The organism is Leptotrichia sp. oral taxon 218 (genome assembly GCF_018128225.1).
Taxonomy (GTDB): domain Bacteria; phylum Fusobacteriota; class Fusobacteriia; order Fusobacteriales; family Leptotrichiaceae; genus Leptotrichia.
Genome location: NZ_CP072377.1, coordinates 528,342 through 545,159, shown reverse-complemented (window position 1 = coordinate 545,159; position 16,818 = coordinate 528,342). Strand labels below are relative to the sequence as shown.

13 protein-coding genes are annotated in these 16,818 nt (G+C 30.9%); all 13 read right to left on the bottom strand.

The window, feature by feature from the left end; genetic code table 11:
* Positions 1–2 precede the first annotated feature (2 nt).
* On the bottom strand, positions 3–419 hold the full coding sequence (ruvX, locus tag J5A73_RS02615; protein WP_211616365.1) for a Holliday junction resolvase RuvX: 417 nt from the start codon (positions 417–419) through the stop codon (positions 3–5).
* A gap of 98 nt (positions 420–517) precedes the next feature.
* Positions 518–3,133 carry an alanine--tRNA ligase gene (gene alaS, locus J5A73_RS02610; RefSeq protein ID WP_211616363.1) on the bottom strand — a complete coding sequence of 872 codons (2,616 nt, stop codon included), beginning with the start codon at positions 3,131–3,133 and terminating at the stop codon, positions 518–520.
* 71 nt (positions 3,134–3,204) lie between these two features.
* Positions 3,205–3,939, bottom strand: a complete 735-nt coding sequence (gene lptB / locus J5A73_RS02605; RefSeq protein ID WP_211616361.1) for an LPS export ABC transporter ATP-binding protein — start codon at positions 3,937–3,939, stop codon at positions 3,205–3,207.
* A gap of 149 nt (positions 3,940–4,088) precedes the next feature.
* Positions 4,089–6,617, bottom strand: coding sequence for an LptA/OstA family protein (locus J5A73_RS02600; protein ID WP_211616359.1), 2,529 nt, complete (start codon positions 6,615–6,617; stop codon positions 4,089–4,091).
* 9 nt (positions 6,618–6,626) lie between these two features.
* Positions 6,627–9,323 carry a DNA mismatch repair protein MutS gene (gene mutS, locus J5A73_RS02595; RefSeq protein WP_211616356.1) on the bottom strand — a complete coding sequence of 899 codons (2,697 nt, stop codon included), beginning with the start codon at positions 9,321–9,323 and terminating at the stop codon, positions 6,627–6,629.
* A 65-nt stretch (positions 9,324–9,388) separates the two neighbouring features.
* Complete coding sequence (locus J5A73_RS02590; protein ID WP_211616354.1) at positions 9,389–9,745, bottom strand: arsenate reductase family protein; 357 nt, start codon at positions 9,743–9,745, stop codon at positions 9,389–9,391.
* A 142-nt stretch (positions 9,746–9,887) separates the two neighbouring features.
* Complete coding sequence (gene uvrB, locus J5A73_RS02585; protein WP_305798729.1) at positions 9,888–11,861, bottom strand: excinuclease ABC subunit UvrB; 1,974 nt, start codon at positions 11,859–11,861, stop codon at positions 9,888–9,890.
* A 66-nt stretch (positions 11,862–11,927) separates the two neighbouring features.
* A complete protein-coding gene (locus tag J5A73_RS02580; protein WP_211616352.1) occupies positions 11,928–12,680 on the bottom strand; it encodes a tetratricopeptide repeat protein in 753 nt (250 codons plus the stop codon).
* Positions 12,681–12,880: 200 nt separating this feature from the next.
* Positions 12,881–13,672, bottom strand: a complete 792-nt coding sequence (locus J5A73_RS02575; protein ID WP_211616351.1) for a lipopolysaccharide assembly protein LapB — start codon at positions 13,670–13,672, stop codon at positions 12,881–12,883.
* A gap of 106 nt (positions 13,673–13,778) precedes the next feature.
* Positions 13,779–14,213 (bottom strand): HutP family protein, encoded by a 435-nt coding sequence (locus tag J5A73_RS02570; RefSeq protein WP_211616349.1) that lies wholly within the window; start codon positions 14,211–14,213, stop codon positions 13,779–13,781.
* A gap of 18 nt (positions 14,214–14,231) precedes the next feature.
* Positions 14,232–14,672, bottom strand: coding sequence for a type II 3-dehydroquinate dehydratase (locus J5A73_RS02565; protein ID WP_211616347.1), 441 nt, complete (start codon positions 14,670–14,672; stop codon positions 14,232–14,234).
* A gap of 19 nt (positions 14,673–14,691) precedes the next feature.
* Positions 14,692–15,186: a shikimate kinase gene (locus J5A73_RS02560; RefSeq protein WP_211616345.1), complete on the bottom strand. Its 495-nt coding sequence runs from the start codon at positions 15,184–15,186 to the stop codon at positions 14,692–14,694.
* Positions 15,187–15,313: 127 nt separating this feature from the next.
* A complete protein-coding gene (locus J5A73_RS02555; protein ID WP_211616343.1) occupies positions 15,314–16,561 on the bottom strand; it encodes an RNA-guided endonuclease TnpB family protein in 1,248 nt (415 codons plus the stop codon).
* Positions 16,562–16,818: the final 257 nt, after the last annotated feature.

Sequence of the window (16,818 nt, the reverse complement as noted above, 5' to 3'; positions counted from 1 at the left end):
ATTTATTTCAATGTATCCAAATATTTTTGTAAAATTATCGAAGCTGCCACCATATCCACAACTTTCCTTCGTTCTTTCCCATTCTTTTTAGAATAATTTTTCAAATAATGTTCTGCTTCTGTCGTCGTGTAACGCTCATCTACAAAGAAAATTTGAATATTTGGAATATTTTTTTTCAATTCTTCCACAAATTCTTCCACTTTTTCAACTTGACGTTTTTTTGAACCATCAAGACTTTTCGGCATTCCTACGACAATTTTTTTCGTACCTTCATCATCTAAAATCTCTTTTATTCTTGCAATCGGATCTATCTTCGTCCTATCAATCACTTCAAGAGCAGTCGCAAGAATTCCCAAAGGATCGCATTTCGCAACCCCAATTCTCACATCTCCGACATCAAGTCCAATAAATTTTCTCATCTTTTTCTCATTTCTAAATTTTATTATTCAAATTATGAATTAATTTTTCGACAAGGGGATAACCTCCTTGCTAATTGGCATTTATTCAATTATATAAATTATAATTTTTCATTTACAAACTCAAATGCTTTATCAACAGCTTCTTTTACAGCATTTCCATCTTTTCCACCAGCTTGTGCAAAATCAGGTCTTCCTCCACCGTTTCCGCCAGCAACTTGAGCTGCAACTTTTACTATTTCTCCAGCTTTTACTTTTGAAATCAAGTCTTTTGTAACTCCAACTACGAAAATCGCTTTTCCGCCATTATTTGTTCCCAAAATAATAATTCCAGATTGAAGTTTTTCTTTTCCTCTATCTACGATTTCTTTTAATTCGTTTACATCTTTATTTGCAAATGCAGCTTTTAATACTTTTACTCCATTTATTTCATCTACATTTTCAAGTAATTCATTGATTTCATATTTTACTAATTTAGTTTGTAATTGCTCATATTCTTTTACGATACTTTTAGCTTCTGCAATATATTTCTCTACAACGTCAACCACATTTTTTCCATCAGTTTTCAACATTCCAGCAACTTTACTTAATTTTTCTTCAAGTTTATTAACATATTTCAAACTCGCATGTCCAGTTGTTGCTGTAATTCTACGAGTTCCTGAAGCTATTCCACTTTCAGATTCGATATTGAATAATCCAATTTCTCCAGTAGACTTAACATGTGCACCTCCACAAAGCTCGATTGAATATCCGTCAATTTCAACGACACGAACTACATCTCCATATTTATCAGAGAAAAGTGCCATCGCTCCTCTTTTTTTCGCATCTTCAATATTTTCAAAATCAATTTTAACTTTCAAGTTAGACAAAATAATGTCATTTACAGATTTTTCGATTTTTTCAATCATTTCTGGCTCAATTGCTTCATAATGTGAAAAGTCAAATCTCAATTTTTCATCATCCACAAGCGAACCAGATTGCTCAACGTGAGTTCCTAAATTTTCTCTTAAAACTTTATGTAAAATATGTGTTGCAGTATGGTTTCTTTGAATATCTTTTCTACGATCCGCATCAATTTTCATTTTTACTTCTGCACCAACTGATGGAGCAATTCCTTTTACAATCTCTACTTGATGAATAAACACATCATGTTTTTTCACAACATTTACAACTTTTCCTTCAAATTCTCCAGAAGTAATAATTCCAGTATCAGCAACTTGTCCTCCTGATTCCGCATAAAATGGCGTTCTATCAAAAATCACTTCATATCCTGAAATCCCTTCACTTTTAGCAATATGCAAAATCTTTCCTTCATCTTTAAATTTTTCATATCCTGTAAATTCAGTTTTTCCGTGTTCTTCAAAGAATTTATCAATAAAATCATCTTTTATCATATCTGAAACTGTAACTCTGCTATTTTTTGATCTTTTTACTTGTTCTTCTAATTTTTTGTTAAATTCTTCTTCAGAAACTTCATACCCTTGATTTTCCAAAATTAATTCTGTCAATTCAAATGGAAGTCCAAATGTATCGTATAATTTAAACGAAGCATCTGCTGAAAGTTTTTTAATTCCTTCTTTATCCATTTTTTCAATTTCTTCAGTTAGCATTTCAATTCCATTTTTCAATGTCAACGCAAATCTTTCTTGCTCAAGTTTTAAAACTTTTTCAATGTATTCTTGTTTTTCAACTAATTCTGGATATGCCTCTTTCATATTTTCCACAACATAAGGTACTAATTTATACAAGAACAAATCATCTTTCGTAATTTCCAATTTTTGTTTCGCAACGACTCCCGCACCAAATGCTCTTCTTATAATTTTTCTTAAAATATATCCACGACCTTCATTTGATGGCAAAACTCCATCCGCTATCAAAAATACTGACGCTCTAATATGATCCGCAATAACTTTTACAGTAATTTCAAATTCTTCTTTCTTAATATCTAAAACTTTTTCAATGCCTTTTATTATCGGCATAAATATATCAGTTTCAAAGTTATTATCTTTTTTTTGCACAACTGAAGCTATTCTTTCAAGTCCTGCTCCTGTATCAATATTTTTTTCTGGAAGTGGCACAAGCGAACCGTCTTCAAGTCTATTCCATTCAGTAAACACAAGGTTCCAAATTTCTAAGAATCTATCTCCTTCATCTCCTGGCTTACAGTTAATTTCTTCATTATTTTTACCCATATTTTGTGTATCGTAATAAATTTCACTACAAGGCCCACAAGAACCTACAGGTCCAGCTGCCCACCAGTTATCTTCTTCTCCAAGTCTAACAATTCTATCTTCAGGCACTCCAATTTCCTTATTCCAAATTTCATAAGCCTCATCGTCTGTTTTATAAACAGAAACATAAAGTCTTTCTGGATCCAATTTTAAAACTTTTGTTATATATTCCCAAGACCATTCAATCGCTTCTTTTTTAAAGTAATCTCCAAACGAGAAATTTCCCAGCATTTCAAAAAATGTATGGTGTCTAGGCGTTCTTCCTACATTTTCCAAATCGTTAGTTCTTATACATTTTTGATAAGTCGTAATTCTTGGAAACGGAGCTTCCTTCTCTCCCAAGAAAAATGGCTTAAACGGCACCATCCCAGCAACCGTCAACAACAAACTTTTATCATCTGGTATTAACGAAGCACTTTCAAAATGTTTATGCTCCTTTGATTTAAAAAAATCTACAAAACTTTTTCTTATTTCATTTCCTGTCATTTTTTCTTTTTTCTCCTTCATTTCTTAAATTTTTTATCTGTAAAAGCAACAATTTTTACATATTTTTTTATTTAATCCAACTTAAATTTATCTCCCAAATAAACTCTTCTAGCAGTTTCATCAGCCGCAATTTGCTCACCTGTTCCAGAAATCAAAATCGTACCTTCTGCCATTATATACGCTCTTTCTGTAATTCTAAGTGTTTCACGCACATTGTGATCGGTAATCAGAACTCCAAGTCCCCGCTCTTTTAACTGAATTATTATGTTTTGAATATCTTCCACGGCAATTGGGTCAACTCCCGCAAATGGTTCATCAAGCAATATAAAATCAGGATTTGTAGAAATTGTTCTGGCAATTTCCACCCTTCTTCTCTCCCCACCTGACAGCGCATAACCCAAACTTTTTGCCACATGCGATAATTTAAACTCTTCAATAAGGTTCTGCATTCTTGCAACTCTTTCTTTTTTTCTCACACCTCGCATCTCCAAAACTGAAATTATATTTTCTTCAACTGTCAAATTTCTAAAAACTGAAGCTTCTTGTGGCAAATAACCAAGTCCCAATCTTGCTCTTTTATACATTGGAAAATTTGTAATTTCTTGTCCGTTGTACATAACACGACCGTAATTTGGTCTGACAATTCCTGTAATCATATAAAATGTCGTCGTCTTTCCAGCACCGTTTGGACCAAGCAGTCCCACAACTTCACCTTTTTCCATTGACAAACTGACATTTTTGACCACTTCTCTTTTTTTGTATATTTTTTTTAAACTATCAGCTTCTATACTGATTTTTCTGGCCATTTTTTTCTCCTAATTTTTAATTTTAAAATATTTCTACTAAATTATTATAAATCATTTTCACTTTTTTTTCTACTTTTTTTTAATAATTGAAATTTTTTACTATAAAAAACAAAATAACAAAATAATAATTTTTTAGAAAATTTATAAAACTATTCTTCTTTTTCAAAATCTTTTTCGTACTGAACTCCGTCGTAATCTAATGTAGCCGTGTGCTTTTTACCATTTTTAGTCCATTTTACTGGCACATCTATTGCTTTTTTATGCACATTTATTTTCACAGTTGATGGCAAATTTTCTCCAGTTTCTGGGAAATAAATATTATCTGCCGCACGAGTTAGCATCTCTTTCGTACTTTCAGACGGCACTGCCTTATTAAAGTTTTTCTCAGCTGTATCAGTTCCAGCTCTAGCTTTTGCACTGATTGCAACTTCCTGAGTTTTTCCGCCATAAAATGATTTATTGACTTTTCCAGTGACTGACATAAGTGCTGAATTTGAAGATTTCCATTTTATCGAAACAGGCACTCCATTTGAAGCAGTCATTGATTTTGGCAAGACAGCTCTTCCATTTTCTTCGTTAAACGATAATTTATTTATAACTTCCTGTACTGCCGCCACATTTTTGGGATCTGATCTATTTTGCTCAAATCCGCCGTTGTTCAATTCATATTGCATCTGAATATTTCCATAATTTTCTAATACTCTATTTCTTATATCATATGTCGCTTCTTTGGAAGAAATCATTGTTTTTCCTTGATAAGTGACAACATTTCCATTTAGTCTTATCTTTTTGTCTTTTAAATAAATAATCGCTTTGTCTGCACTTGTATTAATCGTTTTAAACTGCGGCAATGTGCTCACAATTTTAACATTATTTCTTGCGTATCCTTCTTGTTTATTCATATCCATATACAAATAATTTGAAGTCATTTTAGTACTATTTTTAAAGTCAACCATTACTTTATCTCTAGCTAGAATTAGGTTTCTTAGTGAATCCATTTCATTGTACTGCGAATCAAGCGTGATATCTTTATAAGTCATATGAACATCCTGTTTAATTTCAGTACGAGTAATACTCATATTATTTCCTTTTTTGTGTTTTACAAAATAAACTTTTGCTGTATTTCCTCTAAAATGTACAGCTTCTGATTCCACAAGCGGTCTTGGGTCATTTGCCAAATCTTTTACATTTCCACGAATTTTACCAGTCACATGTCCGTCAAACCTAAATTCTTTTTTCTCAAAACTTCCCTGACCTTTATCCGCTGAAATTCTATCTCCTTGAACACTTGTCATAACCATTTTATTTGCATAAATATCTTTGGAGATCGTATTCATCGTACCATTTTCCCCATGAACTGTAAAATTTTGCTTTCTGACATTAAAAGGTCCGTTCATTGTCGCATCTCCTGTTGCAAAACTATACACAAGTCCAGTTCCATCCATTTTATAGTCATCGTAATTAACTGTATAATAATCATTTGTCGTCATAGTTCGTGATTTTAAATCATAAACTCCGCTTCTGTAAGTTCCTGTCGTTTTTCGTGGCAAATAATTATAAGTTCCGTTTCCATCGGCATTTATTATATTAGCAATCTTGTCAAAAAAAACATGGTCTCCAGTAATTATCATAGTTTTTCCAGTATAATTTACATTTCCTCGTCCGTCAACTTGCTTTTTATTAATAAGATACATTGCGCTGTCTGCTTTAATTACACTATCATTTCCAGTATACACAACATGTCCATTTCCATTGACCTGTTTCTGATCAACAAGATATACAACACTGTCCCCTGTTATCACGCTGTCTTTTCCTCGATAAACAACATGTCCATTTCCAGTAATCTGCTTTCTTTTAATAAAGTACACGGCACTATCCGCTGTTATCACGCTGTCATTTCCCTTATAAACAACATTTCCATAACCTTCAACTCTTTCATCGTCTTTCATATAATAATCCGCTTTTTGAGCGTCCAATGTATTTTTTGGATCTTTATAATGCACATTTCCTTCAGCATTTCCTATTTTATTAATGTCATCATATCTCATTTTATCAGCTGTCAATGTTCTTTTTTTCTTTTCTTCGGTATAAACGACATGTCCTTCTGCAAAACTTACTTTTGTTGGATCATTATAAGTTATTTTATCAGCTGTCATTTTCTTTTTATCTTTATTATTAACATAGCTTACATGCCCCGTCGCAACTATATCTTGAAAAGTTGTGGTCGTCTCAACTTTATCCGATTCAGAAACTGTCTTGTCAACATTGTTTACAAGTTTTGTCCTAACTGGAGAAATCAACTTGTCACCTTGTTTTTTATAGTCAACTCGCTCTGTGTAAATTTCCCACTTTTTGTCCTTTGTCACTCCTACGACTTTTCCTTTTAAAATCGTATCATAGGTCTTTGTGTTTACTTCTCCTTCTTTTCCAGAAATAAGCATTTTTTTCTTGACCAAATCAATTATAACTTTTTTAAATTTTACAACTTCATCGCCCTCAGAACCGATTTGCTCATCAGCATAAACTATTACTTCATCTCTCAGTCTATACACAACTTTTTTAGCCTTCATATCTTTTTGCATCTGCTCCAATGGCGTTGGAATTTTTTTAAAAAACACGGCATATATAAAGTATATCAATATTAAAAGCAATACTCCATAAGTTATTTTTTTCCACATTTTTTTCTCCTAATTATCTTTTTTTATTTTTTCTTTTAACTCAAACAGAAATTTCATCGCTTCCATCGGAGTCACATTATTTACATCATAATTTTCAATATCTAAAACAATTTTTTTTAAAGTTTCTTTTTCTCTTTCTATATTTTCTTTTTCTTTTTTTATTTCAAAAATTTCTTCTTTGTAAAAATTATTTGTTGTTTCCGTGTTATTCTCAAATCCTTGATTTTCTTCACAAACTTCAAGAATTTCTTCATTCTTAGAAAAAAGTGAGAGCTGTGTCACATCTATTGTCTTTTCTATAAGCTCCTTTTTCTGCTCCAGCCGCTTTAAAAACCTTTTTCCTTCACTCAAAATTTCCTTTGGAAGTCCCGCAAGTCTTGCAACTTCAATTCCATACGACTTATCAGCACCACCTTTTACAATATTTCTCAAAAACATAATTTTTCCATTTTTTTCATCAACTTCAATCCGATAATTTTTTATATTTTTAAATTTTGACGCAAGGTCAGTAAGTTCGTGATAATGTGTTGCAAATACAGTTTTTGCTCCAATTTTGTCGTGAATATAAATCGAAATTGCTGTTGCAATTGAAATTCCATCAAAAGTCGAAGTTCCTCTTCCAACTTCATCCAAAATCACAAGGCTATTTTTTGTCGCATTGTTCAAAATATTTGAAACTTCGCTCATTTCCACCATAAATGTACTTTGTCCTGATAAAATATCGTCTGACGCACCAATTCGAGTCAAATATTTGTCAACGATTGAAAGTTTTGCACTTTTTGCTGGAACAAATGAACCAATTTGAGCCATAATTGAAATTAGTGCAATCTGCTTCATGTAAGTCGACTTTCCCGACATATTAGGCCCTGTCAAAATCACAAAGCTCTCCGTTTCACTCAAAAAAGTATCATTTTCAACATAATCGTTTCTTCCAATAAGTTTTTCCACAACTGGATGACGCCCACCTTTTATTTCAAAATCATAACTTTCGCAAATTTCAGGTTTCACATAATTATTTTCAGTCGCAATAACCGCAAAAGACACAACTACATCAAGATAAGAAAGTATTTCCGCAAGTCTTGTCAAAATATGTCTTTTTTCTTTAATTTTAGTGCTAATTTCCTTAAAAAGATGATATTCCAAATCTTCAATTTTAGCTTTTGCATTAATAATCGTATCTTCATATTTCTTAAGCTCTGGAGTTACAAATCTCTCTGAATTTGTCAAAGTTTGCTTTCTTATATAACTTTCTGGCACTAAATTCAAATTTGATTTTGTTATTTCGATAAAATATCCAAAAACTTTGTTATATTTTATTTTCATATTTTTTATTCCAGTTTTCTCTTTTTCCCGCTTTTCAATTTCCAAAAGAAAATCTTTTCCAGAATTCATAATATTTCGAATTTCGTCAAGTTCTCGATTAAAGCCACTTTTTATAATATTTCCTTCTCTCACGGAAAACGGCGCATCTTCATTTATGCTCTCTTCAATCATTTGAAAACACTCAAAAAGCTTTTGCGCATCTATCTCACTAAAAAAATCATATTCTTTTAATAAATTCATAATTTTAAGTGATGATTTTATCGTCTTTTTCAGCGCCACCAAATCTCGTCCATTTTCGTTCCCAAAAACGATTTTCCCAACTAGCCGCTCCAAATCGTAAACTTCTTCCAATATTTCCCGCAAGTCTTCTCTTAACAAAATATTCTTTAAAAAACATTCCACATCATTTTGTCTTTTTTCAATTTCTTTTATATCAAGAAGCGGATTATTTATAAATCTTTTTAAAAGCCTTGTCCCCATCGAAGTTTTACATTTGTCAAGAACCCACAAAAGTGAGCCATAAACAGTCTTTTCTCTCTGATTTTTCAAAAGTTCTAAGTTTTTTTGAGTAATTGAATTAATTTCTGCATAATTTGAAACATTTATAAATTCCATTTTTTCAACTGTCAAATCATTTCCAACCTGCATTTCCATCACATAAAAAAGTGCCATTGCAGCAGCATTTATAACAACTTTTTTATTTTTTATCCCATAACTTTCTAGTGACATAACTTTAAAATAATCAGTTAAAAATTTCTCGCTATCCCTAACTTTTTCAGAAAAAGTTACAAGAGAATCATTTTTTTGCGTAAAATCATCCATTTTTTCTTTGATAATTTTATAAAAATCTTCAGTAATCAAAACTTCCTTTGGCTCAATTTTATTAAGTTCGTTAAATAATTTTATATAATTTTCATCTTTTTCAATCTCAGTAACTTTAAATTCCCCAGTTGTTATATCAATATATGAAATCCCAACTTTATTATTTTCTTCCAATATACTCATCAAATAATTATTACTTTTCTCGTCCAAAGATTCAATATCCATAATCGTTCCCGGCGTTATAATATTGACAACTTCTCGTTTTACAATCCCTTTTGCCGTTTTTGGATCTTCCACCTGTTCGCAAATTGCCACTTTATAACCTTTTGCAACCATCTTAGAAATATATGAATTTGCCGAGTGAAATGGAATTCCAGCTAATGGAACATCCATCCCCTTTTCCCTATTTCTTGAAGTAAGCGTCAGTCCCAGCTCCTTTGAAGCCGTAATCGCATCTTCAAAAAACATCTCATAAAAATCACCCAGTCTAAAAAACAATATACAGTCACGAAAATTTTCTTTAATTTCTGTATATTGTTTCATCAGCGGTGTCTGTGCCATATTTATAAACCTTCTTTCATTTTTACTGTTTTATTATTAGAGTATATCACAGTTTACTTGCTTTTTCAATTTTTAAAAACTTTTTCCCATTCGTTTTCCTTAAATCCAACTAAGATAAAATCATTTCCGATAACAAGCGGTCTTTTAATAAGCATTCCATTTGAGCAAAGCAGTTTTAACTGCTCGTCTTCTGACATGTCAGCTAATTTATCTTTTAATTTCAACTCTTTATAAACAAGTCCGCTCGTATTAAAAAATTTTTTTAGTGGCAATCCACTTTTTTTGTAAATTTCTTTCATTTCTTCAAATACTGGTGGCTGCTCTTTAATGTCCCTTTTTTCACATTCAACATTATTTTCTTTAAGCCATTTCAACGCTCTTTTACAAGTTGTGCATTTTGGATAATGGTATACTTTTATCATTTTTTTCACTCTCCTAATTTATTTTTATTTAATCTTTTTATTTTGATTCTTAAAAAATTTAAGTAACAATATTTTTCTTCACTTACCACTTTTTAGCAAGAAGTCAAGATCCCTTGTTATTTTATTATTAAATAATTTTTTTTTATAATTCCATCAAAACTTTTTTTAATTCATTCATTTTATCTCTCACTTTAATCGCTTCTTCAAAATTAAGCTCTTCTGATAATTCTTTTATTTTTTTCTCCATTTTTTTCACTTCTTTTTCAATTTCTTTTGTATTTTTATAATTTTTAGCAACCTTTTTGACTTCTTCTTCTTTTTCTAATTCATAGTCAACTAACGCCGCATCGATTTTTCTTTTTATTGATTTTGGATTAATTCCATTTTCTTTGTTGTACTGCTCTTGAATTTTTCGCCGTCTTTCCACTTCAGTTATTGCTTCTTTCATGCTATCCGTCATTCTGTCAGCGTACAAGATTACACTTCCTTCCACATTTCTTGCAGCTCTTCCCATTGTTTGAATAAGCGATCTTCTTGAACGCAAGTACCCTTCTTTATCAGCTTCCAAAATCGCAACAAGTGAAACTTCTGGAATATCAAGTCCTTCTCTCAAAAGATTTATTCCAACCAAGACATCAAATTCACCTTTTCTAAGTCCTCTTATTATTTCAGTTCTCTCAATCGTATCAATGTCCGAGTGCATATATTTTATTTTTATCCCGTAGTCCAAATAATAATCCGTAAGCTCTTCCGCCATTTTTTTTGTAAGCGTTGTAACGAGAACTCTTTCTTTTTTGGCGACTCTAACCTTGATTTCATCCATCAAATCATCAATTTGATTTTCAGTCGGACGAATGTCTATACTTGGCTCAACAACTCCTGTCGGACGAATTAACTGTTCCACAATTTCCCCTTTTGAGTGCTCAATCTCATAATCACTTGGAGTTGCCGAAATATACACCGCTTGTGGAACTTTTGCAAAAAACTCTTCAAATTTTAGTGGTCTGTTGTCAAATGCACTTGGAAGTCTAAACCCATTATCAATAAGCGACTGTTTTCTCGCTCTATCCCCTTTATACATCCCATTTATCTGCGGTACAGAAATATGCGACTCGTCCAAAAACACAACCAAATCATCAGGAAAGTAATCAATCAGCGTATCAGGTTCTTCTCCAGCATTTTTTCCAGTCAAATATCTCGAATAATTTTCTATTCCTTTACAATAACCAATTTCTTCAATCATTTCCAAGTCATATTTTGTCCGCTGCTCTATTCTCTGAGCTTCAACTAATTTATTTTTATCTCTAAACTCGTGAACTCTTGCTTCCATTTCTTTTCTTATCTCTGTAAGCATATTTTTTGTATCTTCTGTTGTTAAATAATGTGTTGCCGGCATTATCGTAAGTCTTTTTACTTCTCGAATTTTTTGTCCTGTAAGCGGATGTATTTCAAAAATACTTTCTAAGTCGTCCCCAAAAAACTCAAATCTATAAGCCGTGTCCTGATAAGACGGATACAAGTCCAAAATATCCCCTTTCACACGAAATTTAGAACGCTCAAAAGAAATATCGTTTCTTTCGTATCTAAGTGAAATAAGCCGTTTTATAAGCTCATCTCGCTCAATTCCAGTTTCTACATCAATTGGAATCGACTTTTCTTTATATGCTTCTGGCGATCCCAAACCATAAATTGCTGAAACTGATGCGACAATTATGACATCTCTTCGATTCAAAAGTGCCGCAGTTGCCGCATGACGCATTTTGTCAATTTCATCGTTAATTGACGAATCCTTTTCAATGTATGTATCCGTTGCCATAATATACGCTTCTGGCTGATAATAGTCGTAATACGAGACAAAATATTCCACAGCGTTTTCTGGAAAAAAATTTTTATATTCGTTGTAAAGTTGTGCCGCCAAAGTTTTGTTAGGTGCCATAATCAGCGCTGGTCTATTTATCTTTTCAATGACATTTGCAACTGTAAATGTCTTTCCAGACCCTGTAACCCCAAGTAAAATCTGATCTGTAATCCCATTTTCCAAATTTTCCACAATCTTTTCAATCGCTTTTGGCTGATCTCCAGTCGGACTAAATTCTGAATGTAGCTTAAAATCCAATTTTATCACCTCTTTTTATTTTAAAATAAAAGTTTAAATTTTCTCAACTTCAAGAAATATCTTTTTTTATTTTGCTTTTTTAATATAATCTAAATTTTCTTTTAGACTTTTTTGTAATTCCAAGTTATCTGAATAATCGCTTGATTTTTTAATCAATTCCAAGCCTTTTTCCAGCCATTCTTTAGCATTTTCATAATCGCCTAACGCAATGTAATCTACAGCTAAATTATTGTACGCCCACAAATCCCCTTTTTTTATAGAAGCTAAATACCATTTCATAGCTTCCTTCTGATTTCCTTCGTCATCAAAAATTACTCCCAATTGATTTTCTGAAAAACCGCCTTCATCAGTTTTAACAGCTTTTAAGTACCACTCTTTTGCATTCTTATAGTCTTCCAAATATGAATATGCAAACCCCATCCAGTAATAATTATCGGGATTATCTGCCACTTTTGCGTATTCCTTATAGTATTTTATCGCTTTTGCATAATCTTCCAACTCAATATAGTTATACGCCAAATTTGAGATTGCAATTAGACTCCCTTTATCAATAGCTTTTAAATACCACTTTTCAGCTTCCTTATAATTTTCTTCATCGTCATACAAAGTGCCTAACATATTTAAATAACCAGCATCATCTGGAAACTCATTCAAATATTTTACAATTAAACTTTTTCCAGTTTTTGTATCTTTCTTTTCATACGCTTTATTTATTTGATTTTCCAGTTTTTCTTTTTCTGATTTTGTCATTGCCGAGAATCCTTGGATTCCTAAACCTAAATTTATAGCTATCGACAATAAAATAAAATATTTTTTCATACTAAATTTTTCCTTTCCTGCAATTTAATTTATTCTATAAAATAAATTTTTATCTCACATAATATTTTTTATTTTTATAAACGAAATAAAATATTGGGGGATAAATAAAAAATATTAGAATTAAAAATTTATCCCTAAAATTTCTAATTTTTTTGATTTTAAAATTTTTTCTAATTTTATAAATATCAATCAGAACAAATTTAATTATTTTTAACACTCTCAATCATTTCCTGTATCTCTTTTACCTCCTCTGCATTTTTTTCTTTTTTCGCTGTTTCAAGAGCTTTTGTCATCCATTTTAAAGCTTTTTCTTTATCTCCCAGCATCTGATAAAGAAAACCTAAATTTGCTTGGCCTCCTGAATTTCCTTTACTTGCTGATTTTAAAAACCACTTTTGAGCTTCTTTTTGATTTCCTTCATCGATATAAATCTGACCCAAAATATTTTCTGAGAGACCGTCCTCATCATAAATATACGATTTCAAAAGATTTTTTTTTGCTTCTTCAATGTTGTCTTCCTTATAATTTAAAATACCTAAGATATAGTCTTTTAAGCCTTTCTGATTGTCAAGAATTTCATTAAAATCTTTATCATCAACTTGTTTTAGCCATTTTAATGCATTTTTAGTATCTTCAGCTCCAAAATATATTGATCCAATTATCAGTTTCACATCCTGTTTTTTCCCATTTTCATCAAAAAATGGATATTTTTTCTGCAATTCCACAGCTTCATTAAACTCTTTTTCAGCTTCACTATTCCTTTCCATGTCAATATAAATCATTCCTAACACTATTTTTAGAAAAACCGATTTCTCAGGATTTTCCGAAATTGATTTTTTTAATATTGATATAGCCTTCTCATTATTTCCTCTTTCAAGTTCTTTTGTTACTTCAGCCTCTATCTTATCTAACACCTTCGAATTTGCAGAAAAATTTTGTGTTCCAAAAGTTAAATTTGATAAAATTATCAAAAAAATTAATATTTTTTTCATTTAATAAGTACCTCTTTTAATTTTTTATTTATCTATCTTTTTAATTTAAATATTTTTTATTTACCAAAAAAAGCTCACACCAATGCAGTTTGAGCTTTCTTTTTTTTTATTTTTCATTTTCCAAGACGGAAACTGAACGATGTGCAACCGAAGTTATGACTTCGTTAAACTGCAAAATTCCAACGCTCAAAAAAATAGCGACTGACAAATGTTCTCCAGAACGAGCAATTCCTATTTTTCCACCGACGCTAAGTCCGTTTATAATTGTTTCAATTTGACTCATAGCTTCTCGCATGGCTCCAATAATTGCTCCGTCGTGAACATGAACATCCTGTATCAGATTATTTCTTTTCGCTGCAATAAGCGCATTTTCAATAAATTTAAACCGTGAATTTGGCATAACTCCACCGACATCGACTGCCGCCGTCTTTATTCCTTTCAACCTATAACTTTTCACAAGTTCCCGTTCTTCTTCTCGAGATGAAATCGCTAATTTTAGTGCTATTCTGCAGATTTCCACACTTTTATTATTTTCTTCCATTTTGCAATTCCTACTTTCCTATTTTTCTAACAAAAATTTAACAGCTTCGACATATCCGTCTTTACCTTTTCCATAAATTTGTGCAACACACGCAGGTGCTGTAACTGATATTTTTCTAAAGTCTTCCCGTTCGTGAATATTACTCAAATGAACTTCAACCGTAGGAATCTGAATTGACTTAATTCCGTCAAAAATCGCATAGCTGTAATGTGTAAATGCTCCTGGATTTATCACAATTCCATCGATTTTCTCAAAATAAGCTGACTGCAATATGTCAATTATTTTCCCTTCGTAATTTGATTGAAAAATTTCAATTTCCACTTCTTTTGGACTTCTTAAGTTAAATTGTCTCTTTATATATTCACAAACACTCTCATAGTCGTCATTCCCGTAAATTCCTTTTTCTCTAATTCCCAAAAAATTTAAATTAGGTCCATTTATAATCCATATCTTTTTCATCCAATTTTCCAGCCTTCTTCTATATTTTACCTTTTAGTGCCATGACAATTCTATTTATGATAACTTCCATATCATCGTCATTTTCCACAACAATATCAGAATATTTATGATAAAGTTTTATTCTTTCGTTATATAAATTTTTTAAATTGTCTAAATTTTTAAGAAGCGGTCTAGCTTCATGATTTTCTTTCGCAATGCTTTCCAAATTTCTATTCAAAAATATGACAATCCCATTTTTTTTCACAATTTCCATATTTTTTTCTTTTTTTACAGCTCCACCGCCAGTTGAGATAATTATTCCATTTTTTTTCGACAATTCTTCCAAATACTTAGTTTCCAGTTCTCTAAAATAATCTTCTCCATCTTCCGAAAAAATATCCGATATTTCTCTATTTTCACACTCTTCCAAATATTTATCCGCATCATAAAATTCAAAATCAATTTTATTTGACAGTAAACTTCCTATCGTGCTTTTTCCACACGCAGGCATTCCGATTAAAATAATATTTTTCATATAATGTGTTTTCTCCTATTTCCTTTTAAATTGATTTTCTTCTTTATTCTGAACCTCCCACGACTAAAGTCGCAGGGTTCTAAAATCTTTAAAAATATTCAAAAATTTTCTAAGAAGTTTGATAGCTTTACACTACCCTTATTCTTTTAGGCATGTCCAGCTCACCTCTATTGTATAGGATACTTAAATCCACAACTTTACTTTTCCTTAATATGTTTAATGCTCCATTACAATCTGCATTTATGAGTTTACCTATGCTTGTTTGATATAGTCCTCTTTTTATCCTTTTTCCACTGAATATATATTCTTTTTGATTTTCTTTATCGTATATTGGAATTTCATCTCCATCAAAGAAACTTGCTTTTGATGTATAACTCTCTTCTTGCAGTTTAAATTCTATTTCATATAGTTTACATAGATATATTAATTTATCTCTTAATTTTCCATATGGTATATTTACAAAGTTTTGATTATTTATACTTCCAATATTTGATTTTCTTTGAAAATCTTCATTATATCCTAGAACTAGTTTTCCTATATCATTATTAAGACAATAATTTACAATTATTCTTGCTGCTTTTGAAAGATAATCATTTATACGATTATTTCTCTTTCTAGTTATTCTCTTTTGCCTTAATGTTATATGCTCTATCTTTTGCTTATCTTTAATGCTTTGCAATTTTGCATTTGTCTTATTATAGTATTGATTTATTGATTTTAATTTTCTACCATCTATTATGAATGATGCTCCATTATTAGTTACACAAGTACACAGATTGTCTATACCTAAATCAATTCCTAGTGCATTATTTTCATTTAATTCCCTTTGAACTTCTTCCACTTCATAAGTATATTGAATTTCAAAGTACCTAGAATGTTGTTTTGGTATTATTCTAATCTCTTTTATCTTCTTGTCTTTTAATACTGGTGGCAGCTTAATTTTAACTTCCTGATGAGTTTTCTTAAACGAATTTGAATAAGGAACTATCAGAATATCATCTTTTAATCTTACAAAACCTATAATAAGAGTTGTAAATCCATCTTTAGCAAGATATTTAGGTAATTTTATATCTTTAAAATTATATTGACCATTCTTAGCAAGTTTTAAAAGTGCAAAGAACGATTTAAAACTTCCGTCTACTTCTTTTAGAATTTGTTGAGCCATATTAGAATTTAATTTCTTGTAATTCTCACTGTTTTTAAGCATTTTATAGTTTTCATTATAACTTAAATACTTTTTATTTTGAAAATAGTGTTGTCTAACATTATATATAGCTTCATTAGTTAAGTTCTTGGCTATATGAGATAAATATTTTAAATTTCTAAACTCTTTTTTACTAAGATGTTTTACTTGTTGTTTTAAAGTTAAATACATAGATATCACCTCCTTTTCATCAGAGATATTATACCATGTATTCTACATTTTATCTGTCAAAAAAAGTAATATTTTTATTTATTTTTAAATATTTTTAAAGTTTTTAAAACCCCACAACAGTGGGAAGCGTCGTTCACATAAATACGCTACCATTTATGCAGTTCTCTTATGAACTTCTTGTTATCTCTAACAAGCACAGACTATATCTTATCCATATCCTATTTCAAGGACTTAGGCGAAACCACTTCCAATACCTA